Raw genomic sequence first — 19,432 nt, 5'->3', positions numbered from 1 at the left:
TTTTCAAAAAGGGGCCTCCCTCCCCCGCTTCTCTCCGCTGCCGCCTTAGGCTTCCTCTTTCCCGTGCCTGCCGCCGGCGAGCCAGCTCTGGAGCTGGTCCATGTAGGTATAAAAAACCGGCGTCAGGTACAGGGTGACGACCTGGGAGATGATCAGGCCGCCGGCCACCACCAGGCCCAGGGGCTGGCGCGCGTCGCCGCCCGCGCCGATGCCGAGCGCAATGGGCATGATGCCGGCGATGGCGGCCACGGTGGTCATCATGATCGGCCGGAACCGCACGATGCAGCCCTCGAACACGGCGTCGAAAGGCGTCTTGCCCTCTCTTTCGGCTTCGATGGCGAAGTCGATGACCATGATCGAGTTCTTCTTCACGATGCCGATCAGCATGATGATGCCGATGAAGCCGTACAGGTCGAGCTGGCGGCCGAAGACCATGAGCGTGACCAGACCGCCAAGGGCCGCCGAAGGCAGGCCGGACAGGATGGTGATGGGGTGGATGAAGCTTTCGTAAAGGATGCCGAGAATGAGGTAGATGACCACGATGGCCAAAAACAGCAGGAACGGGACGCTGGCCAGGGATTCGTTGAAGGCCGTGGCCTGGCCTTCGAAGATGTAGCTGATGTTGCTCGGCAGCTCCTTTTTGGCCAAGCCCTGGATGGCGGTGACGGCCTCGCCCAGGGAATACTTGCCGGCGGTGTTAAACGAGATGGTCACCGAAGTGAGCTGGCCGGTGTGGTTGACCACGAGCGGTCCCACGCCCTCGTGCATTTTGACCAGGCCGTTTAACGGCACCATGATGGGATTGCCGTTGCCGTCCACGTTGCTGGATTTGACGTAGAGCTTGTTGAGCAGGTCCGGCCGGCGCTGGTACTCGGGCTGCACTTCCACGATGACCTTGTAGGTGTCCGTGGAGCCGTAGAGGTTGGTCACCTGGCGGGCGGCGTAGGCGGTCATGAGCGCCGTTTCGATGGAGGCGGTGGAGATGCCGAGGGCCTGGGCCTTGTCCCGGTCGATGTCGATGAAGACCTGGGGCCCGTCGTTTTGCATGTCCGTATTGACGTCGGCGATCTCGGGCAGCTTGCGCATCGTCCCGGCCATCTTGCGGGCCACGGGATAGAGCTCGTCCGGATCGGGGGACAGCAGTGTGAACTGGTAGAGGGCCTTGGTCTGCTTGCCGCCGATCTGGATGGAAGGCGGATTGTACATGAAGACGAAAAGGTCCGGAACCTTCGCCACCTTGGGCCGCAGGGAGTCGATGATCTCCTGGGCGCTGCGTTTGCGCTTGTCCATGGGCGTAAGCAGCGGAAACATGGCGGCGTTGTTCATGGAGGTGTTGGGGCCGCCCACGCCGACCACGCCGATGAACTTGAACACGTCCGGGTCGGACATGAAGACGCGGCCGACCTTGAGCACCCGCTCCTTCATGGTTTCGAAGGAGGCGCTCTGCTCGGCCATGCCGAAGGCGTAGAAGATGCCCGAGTCCGTGGCCGGAATGAATCCCGTGGGAATGACGGTGAAAAGCCACAGCGTGAGGACGAGCAGCCCCATGGACAAAAGCATGACGAAAAAGCGCCAGCGCAGGGCGAAATGCAGGGATTTCTCGTAGCCCCGCTCGACCCATTTGAAAAGCCGCCCGGATTCGGAAATCTTGCCCGACAGGAACCGGCTGCACAGCATGGGGGTCAGGGACAAGGTGACGAAGCCGGAGACGAGAATGCACAGCGTGATGGTCACGGCCATCTCGTTGAGCACCCGGCCCAGGATGCCGGCCATGAACATGATGGGGATAAAGACCGCCACCAGGGACAAGGTCATGGACACGATGGTGAAGCCGATCTGGCGCGCCCCGTCCAGGGACGCCTGCATGATCTTTTTGCCCATCTCGGTGTGGCGCACCACGTTTTCGATCATGACGATGGCGTCATCCACCACGAAGCCGACGGCCAAAATGATGGCCATGGCCGAGAGGTTGTCGATGGAGAAGTTGAAGGCCACCATGAGCGAGAGTGTGCCGATAAGGGCCGTGGGCAGGGCCAGGCCGGCGATGATGGTGGCGGGAAGGTTGTTGAGAAAGAGGTAGACGACGATGACGACGAGGATGATGGAAATGAGCAGCGTGAATTCGACGTCGTCGATGGCGGCCTTGATGGAGGTCGAGCGGTCGTAGAGGAATTCCAGCTTGACCGAGGGCGGCAGCGTGGCCTCGATGCCCGGCATCATGGCCCGGATGGCGTCCACGAGCTGGATGGTGTTGGTGCCGGCCGCGCGCTTGACCGCGATGACGATGCCCTGCTGCTGGTCGAAAAAGGCCGCCATCTTGTCGTTTATCGTGGAATTGATGGCCCGGCCCACGTCCTGGAGGCGCACGGGGCTGCCGTTCCTGTAGGCGATGATCTGGCGGTTGTAGGCCGTGGCGCTGGTGAGCTGGCCCTGGGCCTTGATGGTGAAAAGCTTGTCGATGCCGTAGAGGGAGCCTGTCGGCTGGAGCACGGTCTCGTTGTTGAAGGCGTTGGCCACTTCGTCCACGCCGATGCCGAGCGCCGCCAGCTTGTCCGGATTGACCTGCACGCGTGGGGAATAGGTCTGGTCGCCGTAGACGGCCACCTGGGCCACGCCGTTGATCATGGAAATGCGCTGGGCGATGTAGACCTTGGCGTAGTTGGTCACGCGGTACAGCGGCATGGTGTCGCTCGAAACGCGGATGTAAATGATGGGCATGTCGGCCGGGTTGACCTTCTGGAAGGTCGGGGGGCTCGGCATGTTGTTGGGCAGGCTGCCCTGAGCGGCGTTGATGTAGGTCAAAACGTCGGTGCCGGCGCCGTCGATATTGCGCGACAGGTCGAACTGGAGCGTGATGGTGGTGGTGCCGAGCGAATTACTCGAGCTCATGGACTGCAAGCCCGAGATGGAGGTGAACTGCCGCTCCAGGGGGGTGGCCACGGCCGAGGCCATGGTCTGGGGATCGGCGCCGGGAAGGCTCGCCGTCACCTGGATGGTGGGGAAGTCGATGCTCGGCATCTCGCTGATCGGCAGCGAGAAGTAGGACACCACGCCGAAAAAGATCAGCGCGGCCATCACCAGGGTGGTCGCGACCGGCCGCTTGATGAAAAGGTCGGTCATTTTAGTTCCCCTGGCCTTCCTTGGACGCGCCGGTCTTTTTATCCCTGTTCGCAACGGCGGCGGGGGTGACCGGGCCCTCCTTGTAGGTCTGCGCGCTGACGATCTTGACCGGAACGCCGGGGAAAAGCTTGATCTGGCCCGACGTGATGACCTTGTCGCCCACGGACACGCCCTTTTCGATCACCGTATCCGGGCCGATCTTGCGGCCGACGGTGATGGGGCGCATCTCCACCGTGTTGTCGGGCTTGGCGATGAAGACCGACGAGCCGTCCTGGGTTTCGACCAGGGCGCTCGAGGGCAGCAGGATGGTATCGGCCGTATCGGCCAGGACGACCGAGGCGTTGACGAACTGCCCCGGCCACAACAGTCTGTCCGTGTTGGGAAACTCTCCCTGCAAGGTGATGGTGCCGGAATTCACGTCCACGGTGTTGTTGATGACCGTGAGCTTGCCCTTGGCCACCAGCTCCGGATGGGTGGGAGGACTCGCCTCCACGACCAGCGAGCCTTTGGCCGCATACTTGCGGATGTCGGGCAGGTATTTTTCGGCCACGGAGAATTGGACGTTTATCGGCTCGATCTGGTTGATGGTGACGATGATGTAGTCCTCGGACTTGATCAGGTTGCCGGTCTTGTACTGCTGCAGGCCGGCCACGCCCGTGCAAGGGGCGTTGATATAGCAGTAGCCGAGGTTGACCTTGGCGTTTTGCACGGACGCCTCGTCCACACGGACCTGCTCCAGGTCCTGCTGGTAGGCGGTGCGCTTCTGTTCGTAATCGTCCTGGCTGATGACGGCCTGGGCCACGAGATCCTTGTAGCGCAGCCAGTCCCGCCTGGCCTGGGCGGCGGTGGCCCGGTCGCGGGCCAGGGTGCTCACGGCCTCGTCGAGCTGGGCCTTGTAGGGGGCGGGGTCGATCAAAATCAGGGGCTGGCCTTCCTTGACCAGATCCCCTTCGGAAAAATACGTTTCCTTGAGCACGCCCGAAACCTGGCTGCGGACATTGACGGTGCGCAGGGCGTAGACATGGCCGATGCCGTCCACGGCCAGCGGCGCGGTGGTGGCCTTGGCTTCGACCACCGTGACCTCGACCGGGGTCGGGGCTTCGGCCTGGGGCTTTTTCCGGTCGCAGCCCGACAGCACGGCGGCGACAGTCAGCGCCAATACGATGAGAAAAAAATACGCGGGCGTCCGCCGGAAAGCGATGCGCGGGGATGCGACAGGCATGAATGCGATCTCCTCTCTTTAATACGCACCCATGCCTGCGAAAACGGCTAGGCGCTACGACTCTGTCTTTAGCCGGAAAGTAGTGTTTTTTCCAACATTAAAGCCATAAAGTCAAGGCGTGAACAGGTTCCGTCGCCGTATTGCCGCATTGAAATCGTCCTAATGCACCGCGCCCTTGCCCAGGTAAGAGCCGAAAACCTTCATCCGATACTCACGGTCTTCCATCCGGCGCAGCATGGCCACATTGACGGTCTTGCGCAAAGGGGATTGCCGGGGAAAGGCGAATCCGTAGAGCTGGGGATCGAAAAAGCCCGGCAATATCTTGATCCTTCCGGGAAAATCCTTGAGCGCGTAATAATGGAGCATGGGCTCGTCGAAAACGAACGCGTCGATGGAACCGGCCGCGAGCGCCTTGAGCCCCAGCGTGGCCGTCTCGTAAGGCACCACGCCGATGTGGGCGGCCGTAAGCTCGGTCTGGCCCGAGGAGTCGCGCATGACGCCGGTGCGGACCTTGTGCAGGTCGTCCTGGTCGTGCACCTGGCCGATATTCATGGAGGCCACGGTCAGCGAGGTGGTGATGCCGGCGGTAAACGAGGCGAGCAAGGCGACCGAGGCGAACATCCAGATCAGGGCCACGGCGCGGCCGAACAGCGTTTTCGGCGTGGAGTCGCCATAACCCACCGAGGTCATGGTGACGGCCGACCACCACAACCCGTCGCCTATGCCCCGCTTGCCCGGCCGGAAATTCCCGGGATTGCGCTTGCGCTCAATGGCCCAGACGAGGGTGCCCACGGCCAGCAGCAAAGCCAGGAGTGAAAGGATATAGAAAAGCACATGCGACGAAAACAAGGTGCGCAGCATATGGCGGACGATCCCGACGCGCTCCTTGGCCGGCACGGCAATGCCGAGGCCGGTGTAGTAAAACGGCTGGGAGAAATCCATGACCGCTTCGCGATCGGGCGTGATGGACAGCGCCGAGACCCCGACGTCCACCGTGCCTTTCTCCAAGCCCGCAAGCAGCCCCTCCAAATCGTACTCGCGCTCCTTCCATTCGAGGCCCAGGTCCCGGGCCACGTCGCGCCACAGGTCCATGGCGATGCCGACAAAATGGCCATGCTCGTCCTTTATGACGAAAGGCGGCGCCTCGACCACGCCGATGGTGACCACCTTGGGCGGCGGGACGGCCGGGCCCTTGCGAGCCCAGGCGGACGGCCACGGCACGCCGCACAGGCAAACCAAAACCAACAGAGCCGTCAACAACGGGCGGCGCGACATCACTCCTCCCCGGACCGGGCCGCGGCGGGCGCCGGCCAGCGTCTCCTGGCATGCACCCGGCGCAACACGCGCGAACGTTTGAGGGTTCCCGAGCGCTTGCGCCGCAACTCCTCGCGCATGGCCTCGAGCTGCATGGCCTCCGTTCCCTTGGGCTTGTACTTCACCTTCACGCCCTGGAAGGCCAACATGATCTTGTTGTCCTGGAACTCCTGGTCGATGGTCGTGGTCAGTTCCGACTGCACCTGGAATTTCTTCATGAAGTTGTCGATCCAGACATACAGCTCGAACTGGAGGCCGAAACGGGCGAAGGCGACCATCGCCACCTCCGGCGACGGCTTCTTCAATACGTCGGGATGGTTCTTCGCCGCGGTGAGCAGAATTTTGCGCACCTTCTTGAGTTTGGTGCCGGGCGCGACCGTCACCGGAATCGTCAGGCGCATGGAAGCGTCCTGATAGGTCATATTGACGATCTCGCCGCGCAAAAAGCTCGAATTGGGGATGATGACCGTGGTGTTGTCCAGGGTGCGCATGATGGTGTTGCGCACCGACAAATCCACCACTTCGCCGAAATTTTTCCCTTGCTGGATGATGTCCCCTTTCTTGACCGCCCCGCCGAACATGATGATCAGGCCGCTGACGAAGTTGTTGACGATGTCCTTGAGGCCGAAGCCGATGCCCACCGACAGGCCGCTGGCGATCCAGGTCAGCGCCCCGAGCGGCACGGCGAAAAGATGCAGGGCGAACAGCACGAAAAGCGTCCAGGTCAGATAGGAAAAGACCGCGCCCACGGTGTGGGCCAGGGCCGGTTCCACGGTCCGGCCGCGAAGCCGCACGAGGGCGAGCAACTGGGCAAACCAGGCCTGCATCAGGCGCAACAGGAAAAACACCACGAACAGCGTGGGCAACGCGTCCAGGGAAAAGGTCGCCTTGCCGATGGAAAGGCGCAGGCCAAAAACGCGGTCCATAAGCCCCGGACCGCCCATGAAGACCAGCACCCAGACCACATACAGCGTGGCCATCAGCGTCACGGCCAGCGGCGAGGCCAGACCGGCCAGGGAATGCTTGCGCCCGGCGGCCAGCCCGTCCAGGCGGCGTTGGATGGCCGCCGTGAGCCCAAGGGCCAAAAGCAGCATGAAAAGCGCCTCGGTCAAGGCGGTCGCCTGGGGGCCGAAGCCGAAAATCCCGGCGACCGCCGTGGCGGCAAGGAACCCGACGATCGAGGGTCCGGCGGTCCCGGCGCGGCGCAGCCGCATGACGGCGGTTGCGGCCACCGCCGGCCAGACGATGCCGATGGTGCTGGCCGGCATATTGAGGACGTCCATGCAGGCGGCGGCCGTGAAACAACCGAAAAGCACGGACAGTAACGGCCCATGCGGCATAAGCAGCACAAGCCCCCAGCAGGTCGCCAGCACCCAGGGCAGGGACGTGAACTGGTTGCCGGCGAAAAGGACCGTATGACGGGCCAGCCCCAGCCCCAGACCGACGGCGAGCCAGAAAAGCCCGGCCCGGGAAAACCCGCCGACAGCCGGCCAATGCCGCCGGGCCAGGGTGATCACCGCCCAAAAGGCCGCGAAGCCGAAAAGCCCGGTCAGGCAAAACCGGCCCCAATCGGTCCAGGCCAGGATGGGCCCCCAAAAACGCGGCGCGGTATCGACCCATTGGCGCAGATCGTCCATGGCGCCGCGCAGGTTGGCCAGGCGGAGCAGCGAACCGGAAGAAGCGAAATAGGTCTCGCCAAAGACGCGAACAAAGCGTTCGATCTCGTTTTTCCTGGCCTCGCGGACATCCTTTTTCAGGCTCGTCGCCTGGGCCAAGGCGGCGTCCACGTCCGCCTTGACCGTGTCCACCTGGTCCTTGAGTTCCCGGAAATCCCGCCCGGGACCGGCCAGTTCCTCGCTCACGAGATCGGTGTATTCCCGGCTGGCGTTCTGCTGCCGTATCTGGCGCAGGGTGGCGTATTCCTCCTTGGTGCGGGCCAGCCTGTCGTGCATATCCTCCAGGGAGCCGCTGGCCACATCCACGGCATTGTCGATTTCGCGCAGCTGCATCATGAGCGTGCGGCTGGCCCAGGGCGTGTCCCCGGCCACCCCGCGCAGCAGCAGCACCTGGTCGAGCCGGCTGCTTTCCTGCCCCAGGGTCTGGGCCAGAGCCGCCTTGGCCGCCGGCAATTCCGCCTGGATCTGCGCAAGTTCCCGGCTTTTCAGGGCGAGACTTTGGCGCACCCCTTCCGTGATGGACCGCCAAAGCGCCGTATCCCCTTGGCCGGCCAAAGCGGGGCCCGGCCCCCACGACAGGGCCAGGCCGCACAGGCAGCAGACCGTCAGGCACAACAAGCGCAAGGCGTTCATAAGGGCTCCTGGGACCGACCATTTGCAGGCATACCAAGGCAGTAGCCCGCAACAGCCCTTTGGGGCAAGTCCCTTTCGACCTGAGGCGGGGTTGCGCCTTCCAAGCCCGGCCGGTATGAAGCGGTCGACCCACGTGAGGGAGCAAGCATGAAGAAACTCGTTTTTGTCTTTTTTTTGATTCTGGCTCTGGCCGCCGGCGCGGCCTGGTATTTTTTCCTGACCGACACCGTCAAGCCCGAAATCGCGCTATCCCCGGACAGCGCGGTGGCCGCGCCCAAACGGGAATTCACCCTGACGCTCAAGGACGCCGGGGCGGGACTCAAAAACGCCAAGGTCGTCGTGACCCAGGGCGACAAACAGATCACCCTGCTCGACAAAGCCTACACCATGCCCGTCAAAGCGGCGGAGGAAAAATTCACCCTGGAGCCGGCCGGCCTGCATGACGGACCGTTTACCCTCTTGGCCACGGCCACCGACCGCTCCCTGGCCAACTTCGGCGCCGGCAATACGGTCAAGCTGACCAAGAATGCCACCCTGGACACCATTCCGCCGCGCATCGACGTGCTAAGCCTCGCCCACAACGTGCGCCAGGGCGGCGTGGGCGCGGTGTCCTTTCAGCTGAGCGAAGAGCCCGAAAGCGCCGGTGTGGTGGTCGGCGACGACTTCTTCCCGGCCTTCAAACAGGAAAACGGAAAATATTTCGGGCTGTTCGTCTTTCCCTACAACATGGACCCCAAGGACTTCGTGCCCAGGGTCAAAGCCGTGGACAAGGCCGGCAACACCGCCTACGCCACGTTCCGCTACCAGGCCATTCCCCGCAAATTCCGCCAGGACAGAATCAATATCTCTGACAACTTTCTCGATTCCAAGATGCCCCAGTATTACAATATCATCACCGACACCCGCGACAATCTCGAGATCTACCTGCGGGTCAACAAGGAACTGCGCAAGAAAAACCGGGCCAAGCTGCACGACCTGGCCATGGCAACGGCCCCGACCATGCTCTGGGATAAAAAGGCCTTCCTGCGCCTGCCCAATGCCGCGCCCAAAGCCGGTTTCGGCGACCACCGGACCTACTATTACAACGGCAAGGAAATCGATCAGGAAACCCACCTGGGCGTGGACCTGGCCTCCCTGGAAGCCGCGCCGGTGCCGGCGGCCAACAGCGGCAAGGTCGTCTTCACCGGCTTCTTCGGCATCTACGGCAACGCCGTCATCATCGACCACGGCCTGGGACTCCAGACCCTTTACGCCCACCTGCGGGAAATCGACGTCAAGGACGGGCAGGAAGTCAAAAAGGGCCAGATCATCGCCAAAACCGGGGCCACGGGCCTCGCCGGCGGCGACCACCTGCACTTCGGCGTGCTGGTCTTCGGACACCCCACCTCCCCTGTCGAATGGTGGGACCAGCACTGGATCGACGATAACATTCTCAACAAGATGTAATGATCAAGGAATACGAGAACAGTGCGAGAGGGGAAACCCTTTAAAAAGGGTTCTCCCCTCTTGCGCTCTCCCCTTCCTAAATCTTTTACCTTGTAGGGATCATCGTCAAAGAGGCCGTCCGGTGAAAACCGGACGGCCTCTTTCATGATGGTCGCCGAAAAGAAGCATATCTGCTTCTCTCAGCCATTCGGGGAATTTTAAATAAAACCCCGTTATAAGTTTTTGAAGGGGGTCCAGGGGGAAACTTTTTTCAAAAAGTTTCCCCCTGGCCGCCGGAGGCATCCCCCCTCTTCTCTTCCTACCCTATACCCTACTCTACCCTACCACTTCTTGGCGCGCTGGGCGGCCAGGGCCTCGGCCTGCTCCTTGTAGGAGTCGAAGCCGGCCTGACGCATGGCGTCGAAGACGGTGCCGGACCAATCCCAGGTGGCGTAGAGCACCGGCTTGTGGAACAGACGCCGGAAGCTCTCCAGTTCCTGGTGGTAGAAATGGGCCTTGGCGCTTTCCAGATTCTCGCGCAGCTGTTCGGCGAGCCGGGTCATTTCGCCGTCGTACCAGTCCTTGATGTCCGCGGCGGTATCGTACTTCTTGACGATGTGCTCGTATTTGTTCTCGATCAAAACGGCCTTGAGGCGTTCCAAGTGCTGGGCGGCCAGCCATTCGCCGAGGCGGCTGACCGGGATGTCCTCGGACTCCACGTGGGCCATGTCGAACTTGGTGCGGTAGTAGGTGTCGGGCACGACCGAGGCGCACACGATGCCGGCGATGGCGACGAGGCCGCGCAGGATGACGCTGTTGGACACGCCCTGGCCGCAAAAGCCCACCTTCTTGCCGTACTTCTGGCCGGCGAAGATGGTGACCAGAAGCGCCCAGACAACGGCCGGGTCCTCCTCGTCGTAGATGTGGCGCAGGGCCGGATTGTCGCGGTCGGTGCCGAGCACCATCTGGGTCATGTCATTGGAGCCGATGGAGAAGCCGTCGAACTCCTGGATGTACTGCTTGGCCAGGATGGCGTTGCTCGGGATCTCGGACATGATGAACATCTTGAGCCCGTCGTCGCCGGAGTGGAGATTGTGCACCCGCTCCAGGTAGCGCTTCATGGAGGTAGCCTCCTCCACGGTGCGCACGAAGGGCAGCATGATGTGCAGGTTCTTGCCGCCGAAGATGCCGCGGGCAAGCTTGAACGACTCGATCTCCCAGTCGTGGATGTTGCGCGACACGCCCCGGTAGCCGAGCATGGGGTTGTCCTCGACGGTCTCGAACAGATTGCCGCCGAGCAGGTTTCTGTACTCGTTGGATTTGAAGTCGGTGGTCCGGTAGAGGATGGGCTTGCCGTGGAAAGCCATGGCGAAAAGCCCCAAGCCTTGGGACAGGGTCTGGACGTAGAGTTCCTTGCCGCTGCGGAAACCCCGGGAGAAGAGCTGCTTGCGAATTTTGGCCAGAAGCCCATTGAGGTCGTCGATCTCGCCCTTGATGCCGACCTGGCGCGCCACTTCCTGGCGCATGGCCCTGATCTTGGCCAGGGTGTCCTTGATGATGGGCTCTTCGGCCACGGCGGCCACGCGATCTTCGATATGGGCCTTGATCTCGTAACGGCGTTTGACCGCGTCGGGATCCACAGCCTTTTCCTGGAGCTCGTCCCAGTAGCCGAGCACGATGGCCACGTGGGTGGCGAGGTCGGAGGAGGTCTTGAGCAGATCCAGGCGGCGGGTGACCTCTTCCAGGTGGTGGTCGAGCTTTTTCTCCAGTTCGCGGATGCGGCGGTGCACGGCCATGACCTCGTCCGTGCCCCGGGCGCCGGCATGGTCGGCCAGGGCGTCAAGCTCTGTCGCCAGGCCGGTGATGAGCCCGACGTAGCTGCGAAGCTTGATCTCGACATTGATGTAGCCAGCGGCCATCTGTTCGCGCACGATTTTGGTCAGCTTGGCGTCGAAGTCCTTGAGCTTGCTCTCGATCAATGCCGGCAGGGTGCCGTTGTCATAGGCTTCGAGGGCCTGGGGATGGACGCCGATGTTGCCGAGCATGAATTCGGCGCGCAGCAAGCCGACTTCGAAATCGGGCACGTTGCGCAGCCGCGACAGGAACAGCGCCTGTCCCACGTCGGCCAGAATCAGCCCGACCTTGGTCTTGGTGGTCGGCAGCTTGGCGATGTCCATCTCGCCGCCGACTTCCTCCAGGGGCAAAAGCCCCCGGTAGACGCAGCCGCGCGAGCCATCGACGGTGACGTACTGGCCGTCGAGGGAACGCAGGGTCTCGGCGCGCTGGATGCCGATGACAGCCGGAATGCCCAGTTCGCGGGAGGTGATGGCGGCGTGGCTGGTGTCGCCGCCGGCGTCGGCCAGGATGGCCGAGGCCACGCGCATGCCCGGCACCATGTCCGGGTCGGTGCGTTCGGCGGCCAGGATGTCGCCCTTCTGGATCTTGTTGAGTTCCAGGGCGGAACGCAGGAAGCGGACCATGCCCTGCCCGGCCCCGCGTGAAGCGCCGTTGCCTTCGAGGATGACCTCGGCCGCGGCCAGGGCCTTTTTGTCCACTTCCATGCGGCGCATGAAGATGGTGTGGGGATGGCGCTCGAGTTCCTCGTTCCACCGCGTCTCGGGCCGGGCCTGGACGAACCACAGGCGGTCGGACTGGTCGATGCAAAACTCGGTGTCCATGATGCAGCCGCCGTAGGCGACGCTGATGGCGCGCACGCCCCGGGCCACTTCCTCGGCCTGGGCCAGGGACAGCGCCCAACGGTAGGCCTCCTCGTCGGAGACTTTGACCAGCTTGGTGCCGCCGGCCTCGTCGTAGACGATCTTCTTGTCCTTGTAGCCCATGTTGCGGATGACGACCTCCGAGCCGTCGTCACGCTGGAAAACGTAGAGCTTGTCCGGGGTGACCATGCCGCCGACAACGGCCTCGCCGAGGCCATAGCTGGCGTCGATGGAGACGAGGTCGTTTCTGGAGGTGCCCCGGCAGCCGGTGGCCGTGTCTGCGGCAAAGGCCGTGCCGGAGATCACGGGGTTGATCATGCGCATGATGCACACGGAAAGGGAGGTGTTCTCGATGGCCCATTCCTGCTTGGCCGTCTCGGCGATGGAGTTGTCGCCGGTGCGTTCGGCCAGGGCCACGGCGTCGAGGATGGCCTCGCGGCGGTAGGTCATGGAGCGCAGATTATAGGCCGAGGCGCAGTCCCACTGATAGGCCGTGACCACGTGGGAAGCGCCGACGATGTTGAGATAGGTGTCCTGGAGGCCGGCGAAGGCCTTCTTGCGGCTGTCCTCGCCCGCGGCCGAGGAGCGCACCGCCACGGGCACGTCCTCGAGGCCGGCGTCGCGGCAGATGTCGTTGTAGGCGTTGGAGACGGCTTCCCGGACCTCGGCCGGCATATCCACGGAGAGGATGGCGACCTGGACGAGCACGGAGCGTTTGCGCAGTTGGTCGATGCCTTCGGGAGAGGTGGCGAAGCCCTCGACCACGTTGTTTATAAACGTGCGCAAAACGATGGAAGAACCCGTGGCGTCGGCGAGCTTGGCCCTGACCTCGTCAGCCAGATCGCGTACGAGGTTCTTCATATATTCCGGATCGCTGTTGACTTCCTCGTCGTTCCAATTGACGCGACGGTAGCCTTCATTGACCATCTCGCGGATGAGCGCCGCATTGACCCGCGTCTCGTCGAGCACGCGGTGGAAGGCCACGGAGGACACGGCCCGAAACTGGGGCGCGCGAATGCCTCCGATCTGGCTTATGAGCGCGGTATTGTAGTTCTTGCCGCCGACGAGAATCTCGGCATCCTCGCCCATGCCGACGATGTCGGCACCGGTGAGGATGATCTGCGTGGCGGTATCGATGGCCGCGCCTTCCTTTTTGGCGGACGTTGCGTCGTCCTGGCGCGGTTGGTCTTTGGCTTTGGTCTTGGCCATTCTCCCCTCCTTAATATCTTCCGGCTCGGCGAGCCGGTCCGAGCCGGCCGCCGTCAACATGTTCCTGGCAGCGATCACACAGCCTGGCCGCAATTGGGGCAGAACTTGAAGCGGTCGTCAGGCAGGGGCTGCCGGCAGGACGGGCAGTCCTTGGTGACGGGCCCCAGTTCCACCAGCAACTCGCCTTCCCTGACGGGAACCATCTTGCGGTCGTTGGCGTAATCAGCGCTTTTAAGCACCCGCTTGACCGTGGCGTCCAGAGGGGCGGCCACGGATTTTTCCTGCTTCATGACCGAGATATTGAAGAGCTCTTCCCCGGCCTTGACGTAGTCGTTAGGGCTGACCTGCATGACCCACAGGTCGCCGGAGACCGGCGCGCCCACATGGTAGGGATTGTTCGGGTCGGCCATCTCCACCTTGGGCGCGGCCCCGCCCTGGGGCGCGGCCACCGACACGCGGTGGCTCAGGATTTCCGAATCAAGGGAGTAGCGCACGGTGGCGGCGCCGGTTTCATCGGGACGCGAGATGTTGAGGATGGACATGTGGTGGGGCTTGCCCTGGGTGTCGCTAAATAAAAGCTCCTCGCCCTGCTCCAGCCCTTCGAACCAGACATCCAGGGGAAGCTTGTTCGGATCGCCGAATTTCTTGCGAAATTCGATCGTCTTGAGGGCATCGCCCGGGTGGTTCAGGTAGAGCACGAATTCCTCGTCCGTGGGTTCGCGGCCGATCTGACCGGTGAGCGCCGCCCGTTCCGCGTCCATGTCGACTTCGCCCAGGGCGTCCAGGGGCGACTCCTCGGTGCGCTCGGCGATGGCCTTCTTCCAATCCGCGCCGAAAGCGCTTTCGTAGACCCAGTCGGGCGGGAAGCCAAGAGGCATCTTGCCGAATTTGCCGAGCAGCAGGTTGCGGAAGGCGTCGTTGCAGTTGGCGTAGAGCAGCAGCCGGTCGTGCCGGGCGGCCTGGGTCAGGCATTCGTCCGGGGTTTCGGCCACGGACTCGAGCACCTCGAGCATGTCCTTGACCGCCCGTTCGCCGCCGGCCTTGTAGGCGCTGGTCACGGCCAGAAACGCCGTGTTCCAGGTGATCTGGGAACCGGGGGTGACGTCGTGGTAGCGCACGATCTTGCGCGTGCCGGCCAGGAACTTGAGCATATAGGGAAGCAGATGGATATAACCCTGCTTCATGGCCCCTTCCTGGGAGGAGGAGGTGGCGCCGCCGGGCATGGCGTGTTCGACCACGTCGTAGTCGATGCCCTGGAAGTACGGGGCGGTGTAGCGGTCGTAGTAGGGCATGATCTGCTTGAGGACGAAGTTGGCGGCCCGGATCATGTCCTTGTTGTCCCTGGTCAGGGACACGGGCACGCCGAGGTCCTCCTCGATGTAGGCCGCGGTGGAAAGCACCTCGCCCTGGCCGTACCAGCGCACGGAAGCGCCGATGGCCGTGTCCACGATGTGGCAACCGGCCTCGGCCGCCGCCCCGACCGCCGGCACGAAGAGGCCGTCGGTGTAGTGGCGGTGGTAGTCGAGGACCAAGTCGGGGTAGGCCTTGCGGATGGCCTTCACCATCTTCCGCACGAAACGCGGCGGGCACATGCCGGCCATGTCCTTGAGGCACAGGATGATGCTTTTCGCCGCCTTGGTCTTGGTCATGCCGCCGGCCTTGGCGATCTGGTCCAGGATGGCCTCGAGCACGCCCATGTAATGGTGCACGTCGAAGCCCTTGGCGAAGGAAAACGAGATGGCCGGCTCGAAGATGATGCCGGGACGCGACAGGGCCACCTCGGCAAATGGGTACATGTTATCGATATGGTTAAGAAAATCGAAGCAACGGATGATGTCGTAGTGTTCGCAGATCATCTCGCCCGTCAGCCGCATGAGGTTGCGCGGCTGGGGCTTGTAGCCGAGCACGTTGGTCGAGCGGATAAGCAGCTGCTTGAGGGTCTTGGGCGCGAACTGGTTCCACAGGGCCGCCTCGGTGAAGGGATAGGTCATGTTGGCCATCATGGCCACGTGGAAGTGCGCGCCGCCGCCGTTTTCCAGGGAGAGGAAACCGCAGTTGTCGAGATAGGGCCCGACCAGCTCGTCCTCGGCCAGGCGGAAGCGGTTGCCGCTGTTGGACTGGGTGATGTCGCGGGTGGTGGTGTCCACGAAGTGGACCTTGCCGGAATCGCGCACGTGGTCGAGGATGCCCTGGCGGTCGCCGCGCGGATAGGGGCTTTCGTGCTTGCGGAAATCGACTTCGGGCAGATGGGGCCTGAAGCGGCCCAGGCGGTAATCCTCGCGGCCCCGGTATTTGCCGAGCATGACGTGGGGGTTGTAGCCCCGGGCCGAGATATCGGCCACCAGCCAGGACAGGCGCAGGGATTCCGGCTCTTCGTCGCGGTAATTGAGCAGATAGGGATTGGCGGCGATGAACTTGGTGTCGAAGTCGCCCTTGACGAATTCCGTGTTGCTCAAAATCTGGCGGTGGAAGGGAATCGTGGTCTTGAGCCCGCCGATGATGTACTCGCGCAGCGCCCGCTCCATGACCGCCACCACCTTGGGCCAATTGCGGCCGTAGGCGATCAGGAGCGCGCCGGCCGAATCGTACTGGGTGGGGAACTCGTAGCCGGCGGACAGGCAGGAATCGAGGCGGATGCCCTGGCCGCCGGGAGACAGGTAACGGGCGATGAGCCCGGCGTTGGGCGTGAAGTTCTGTTTGGGATCCTCGCAGTTGATGCGCAGCTGCATGGCGTGCAGAAACGGCCGCGTATCGCCGCAATTGAAGCGCAGCTTGCCGCCGAAGGCGATATTGATCTGCTCTTCCACCAAATCGACGCCATAGCGACACTCGGTGATGCCATGCTCCACCTGCAACCGGGTGTTGACCTCGATGAGGTACGGTTCGCCGTCGGCATCGACCAGAAATTCCACCGTGGCCAGGGAATAATAACCGGTCTCGCGCACGAGGCGCTCGGCGTAGTCCTTGAGGCGCTGGCGCAGTTCGTCGGTCATGCCGCGCCAGGGCGAGGGCGTGATCTCGACGAGTTTCTGGTGGTTGCGCTGCACGGAGCAGTCGCGTTCGTCGAAGGCGAAGATGTTGCCGTGCTTGTCGGCCGCCACCTGGATTTCGATATGGCGCACGGACGTAAGCAGCTTTTCCACGAACAGGCGCGGGTTGCCGAACGAGGCCTGGGCCATGGCCGAGGCCTTGGAAAAGGCGGATTCGAGCTGGGCTTCGGAGTAAATTTCGTAGATGCCCCGGCCGCCGCCGCCGCCCTCGGCCTTGAGCATGATGGGAAAGCCGATCTTGGCCGCGATCTCGCGGGCCTCGGGGATGGAGACCGAACCCTCGGAGCCGGGCACGACCGGGACGCCGAGATCCATGGCGATCTTGCGCACCTCGACCTTGTTGCCGAGCTTCTTCATGGCCTCGGCCGAGGAGCCGATGAAGATGATGCCGGCCTCGGCGCATTTGCGCGGGAATTCCTCGTCTTCCGAAGCGAAGCCCCAGCCCGGGTGGATGGCTACCACGCCGTGGGCCTTGGCTTTCTTGATGATGGCGTCGATGTCGAGGTATGCCCGGGGATCGGCGCCCAGGGTGATGAGTTCGTGCGCGCCGGCGGTGGCCGGAGACGTCATGTCCACATCGGTGACGGTCAAAACCGGAATGGCGTGAAGCCGTTCGCGGATGGAACGCAGCACCCGCCGGGCGGAAATCCCCCGGTTGGCGACGAGAATCTTTTTTCCTTCCACTTCGGAAAGGACTTCAAGGAACGTCTTGGCGATCATGCTGTCCTCTCACCCCAGAGGGCGACCAGTCCTATTGTCACGAGTGACTATTCCGGCGGGGGCCGGCATCAAAGGAGGGATATGCTCCCGCTGTGAAGCGTCAAATCCTGCCCGGGGCACTGATCGCCGCGCCGCAACCGAAGCCCCCCGTCCTCGGTCAAACCCACGATCCGTGCCCGAAAACCGTCCGCATCGTTTTCGCGCACGTGCACTTCCCGTCCCATCCAGGCGAGCCGGCCCTCCAGGAAACGGGATAACTCTCGCGCGCCCGATACCGCAACGCACTGGAGGTAGCAGGTTTGCCCGGACTTCACAAGTTCGGCCCACAGCGTAACCGCGCCGGGGACCTCGCCAAAAGCGTCGAGCGCCGCCGCCGGAACGGCATGCTCCCGGCGTAACAGGGCCGCATCCGGAGCGATCGACAAATTGATCCCGATGCCGGCCACAACCGCCCCGCCCCGCTCTTCGAGCAATATGCCGCCCACTTTGGCGCCATCCACCAAAAGATCGTTGGGCCATTTGACCCTGGCCGCAAACCCTTTGGCATAGAGCCCATCGGCCAAACAGGCCCCGACGACCACCGGCGCGGCGCTCCCGAGCGCGCCCGCGTCGGCCGGCCAGGAAAGCGCGGCGTAGAGGTTTCCCGGCGGGGAAACCCAGTCCCGGCGCATCTGCCCCCGGCCGCTGGTCTGGGAAAGGGCCAGCACCGAGGAAAAGGGCGGCAAGAGCCCGGCCGCGGCGAAGGCCCGGGCCACATCCAGGCTCGAGGCGCAGCGCCCCACGCACAAAACGGCGTCGGCAACCTGGCCGGCGGCTCCTTCGGCCACAAGCCAACCGCCGGCGGCGGGGCCGTGTTCCGGGCCGAGGACGACCTCGCGCCACGGGGCCAGCCGCGCCGCATCGGCCGCCCACAACGGATGGGAACCGGCCAGAATTCCGGGGGAAAGCGGCGCGGCCAGATCCGCCGCGCCGTCGCGCCAAAGCCAGACGCCCCCGCCCGCGAAGGGGTTTTGCGACATGGAGACTTCGCCCCCTGGATTTTTCAGGATTTTTGGGCCAATGTCCGCCCCGGAGTCATGCATGAAACGGTATCTCGTTGGCGGCGCGGTCCGCGACATTCTGTTGGGACGCCCTGTGATGGACCAGGATTATCTCATCGTCGACGCCACGCCCGAGGCGTTTGTGCGAAGGTATCGAAGAGCCCGGCAAGTCGGCAAGACCTTTCCGGTTTTCATGCTCGGCAGCGCCCAGTACGCCTGGCCGCGCGGCGGGGATATCAACGAGGACCTGCTCGCCCGCGACCTGACCATAAACGCCATCGCCATGGGCGATTCGCGCCATATCGCCGGCCGGCTGCATTTCCATCCCCTGGCCCTGTCCGACCTGCGCGACCGGATTTTGCGTCCCTGCGGCGAGATGTCCATGTTCGACGATCCGCTACGCGTCTACCGGGCGGCCCGGTTCGCGGCATCGCTGCCCGATTTCACGGCCCACCCGGAGCTCATCGCCCAGATGCGGGCCGTAGCCGCCTGCGGGGCGCTTGATGACATTTTCGCCGAACGCGTGGCCCAGGAAGTGCGCAAGGCCCTGGATGCGGCCAAGCCCTCCCGCTTTTTCAATCTCCTGGCCGAAACCGGCTGCCTCCTGCCCTGGATGCCGGAACTCGAGGCCGCGCGAAACGTGCCGGCCGGACCGCCCGAGCACCACGAGGGCAGCGTGTTCGCCCACCTGTGCGACCTGGTCGACGTGCTCGCCGGCAAGCCCATCGCCGGCTGGATGGCCGTGTGCCACGACCTGGGCAAGACGCTCACGCCCGAAAGCGAGTGGCCGCGCCACCACGGCCATGACGACGTCGGAGCCGACGTGGCCGAGGAACTCGGCAAGCGCCTCAAGCTCCCCAACCGGGTGCGCGAGGCGGGGGTCGCGGCGGCGCGGCTCCACATGAAGGCGGCGCGCTACGGGGAACTTCGGGCCGCCACCCGGGTGGATATGCTCGCGTGGCTGCACAAGCACGAACTGGTGGAGCCGCTCTTCGAGCTCGTGACCGCCGACTGCGGCGCGGACGTCTGGCCGCTGGCCAAGCGGGACCTGCGGCTCATGCTGTCCGTGCACCTGCCCGGCAAACAGCGCATGCGCGGCCCGGTGTCCGGCGAAAAACTGCGCAAGCTGCGCTGCCAGAAGCTGGCCGAGTTGGACCGGCAACGCGAACAAGAGGCGTCGGAAGAAGAAATGCGAGAGGGGGACCCCTTTTAAAAAAGGGATCCCCCTCTCGCGCTCTCCCCTCCCGAAAACTTTCAAAGTGACAGTGGGGTTCTTCGCCATAAAAAACGCGAGGGCTGCGTGCAG

Annotated in this window: 9 protein-coding genes; 2 read left to right on the top strand and 7 right to left on the bottom strand. The window is 63.5% G+C overall.

The genetic code is table 11. From position 1 onward, the window contains the following. Nucleotides 1-45 precede the first annotated feature (45 nt). The 4 genes from DESFRDRAFT_RS19445 to DESFRDRAFT_RS19430 all read right to left on the bottom strand — a co-directional run bounded on the left by DESFRDRAFT_RS19445 (nt 46) and on the right by DESFRDRAFT_RS19430 (nt 7,965). Complete coding sequence (locus DESFRDRAFT_RS19445; protein ID WP_005996852.1) at nt 46-3,120, bottom strand: efflux RND transporter permease subunit; 3,075 nt, start codon at nt 3,118-3,120, stop codon at nt 46-48. 1 nt (nt 3,121) lies between these two features. Next, a complete protein-coding gene (locus DESFRDRAFT_RS19440; RefSeq protein ID WP_005996850.1) occupies nt 3,122-4,342 on the bottom strand; it encodes an efflux RND transporter periplasmic adaptor subunit in 1,221 nt (406 codons plus the stop codon). A gap of 159 nt (nt 4,343-4,501) precedes the next feature. After that, on the bottom strand, nt 4,502-5,617 hold the full coding sequence (locus DESFRDRAFT_RS19435) for a transporter substrate-binding domain-containing protein (RefSeq protein WP_005996848.1): 1,116 nt from the start codon (nt 5,615-5,617) through the stop codon (nt 4,502-4,504). Next, complete coding sequence (locus tag DESFRDRAFT_RS19430; RefSeq protein ID WP_005996845.1) at nt 5,617-7,965, bottom strand: mechanosensitive ion channel domain-containing protein; 2,349 nt, start codon at nt 7,963-7,965, stop codon at nt 5,617-5,619. Before DESFRDRAFT_RS19430 ends, DESFRDRAFT_RS19435 begins: the two co-directional genes overlap by 1 nt. Nucleotides 7,966-8,112: 147 nt before the next feature. On the opposite strand from DESFRDRAFT_RS19430, the gene DESFRDRAFT_RS19425 reads away from it, so the two are divergent. Beyond that, entirely contained in the window at nt 8,113-9,411 is a 1,299-nt protein-coding gene (locus DESFRDRAFT_RS19425; RefSeq protein ID WP_005996842.1) for a M23 family metallopeptidase, read from the top strand. A gap of 320 nt (nt 9,412-9,731) precedes the next feature. Here the strand turns inward: DESFRDRAFT_RS19425 and DESFRDRAFT_RS19420 are convergent, their stop codons facing one another. The 3 genes from DESFRDRAFT_RS19420 to DESFRDRAFT_RS19410 all read right to left on the bottom strand — a co-directional run bounded on the left by DESFRDRAFT_RS19420 (nt 9,732) and on the right by DESFRDRAFT_RS19410 (nt 18,105). Next, nucleotides 9,732-13,316 (bottom strand): PEP/pyruvate-binding domain-containing protein, encoded by a 3,585-nt coding sequence (locus DESFRDRAFT_RS19420; protein WP_005996840.1) that lies wholly within the window; start codon nt 13,314-13,316, stop codon nt 9,732-9,734. A gap of 74 nt (nt 13,317-13,390) precedes the next feature. Continuing rightward, nucleotides 13,391-17,086: a pyruvate carboxylase gene (locus tag DESFRDRAFT_RS19415; protein WP_005996838.1), complete on the bottom strand. Its 3,696-nt coding sequence runs from the start codon at nt 17,084-17,086 to the stop codon at nt 13,391-13,393. 68 nt (nt 17,087-17,154) lie between these two features. Continuing rightward, nucleotides 17,155-18,105, bottom strand: coding sequence for a biotin--[acetyl-CoA-carboxylase] ligase (locus DESFRDRAFT_RS19410; protein ID WP_005996836.1), 951 nt, complete (start codon nt 18,103-18,105; stop codon nt 17,155-17,157). 61 nt (nt 18,106-18,166) lie between these two features. On the opposite strand from DESFRDRAFT_RS19410, the gene DESFRDRAFT_RS19405 reads away from it, so the two are divergent. Then, nucleotides 18,167-19,339, top strand: coding sequence for an HD domain-containing protein (locus tag DESFRDRAFT_RS19405; RefSeq protein WP_005996833.1), 1,173 nt, complete (start codon nt 18,167-18,169; stop codon nt 19,337-19,339). Nucleotides 19,340-19,432 lie beyond the last annotated feature (93 nt).

This window comes from Solidesulfovibrio fructosivorans JJ] (assembly GCF_000179555.1).
In the GTDB taxonomy this organism is placed as follows: domain Bacteria; phylum Desulfobacterota; class Desulfovibrionia; order Desulfovibrionales; family Desulfovibrionaceae; genus Solidesulfovibrio; species Solidesulfovibrio fructosivorans.
Note: the sequence above shows the minus strand (reverse complement) of the source record. Positions and strands in the feature narration are given on the sequence as shown.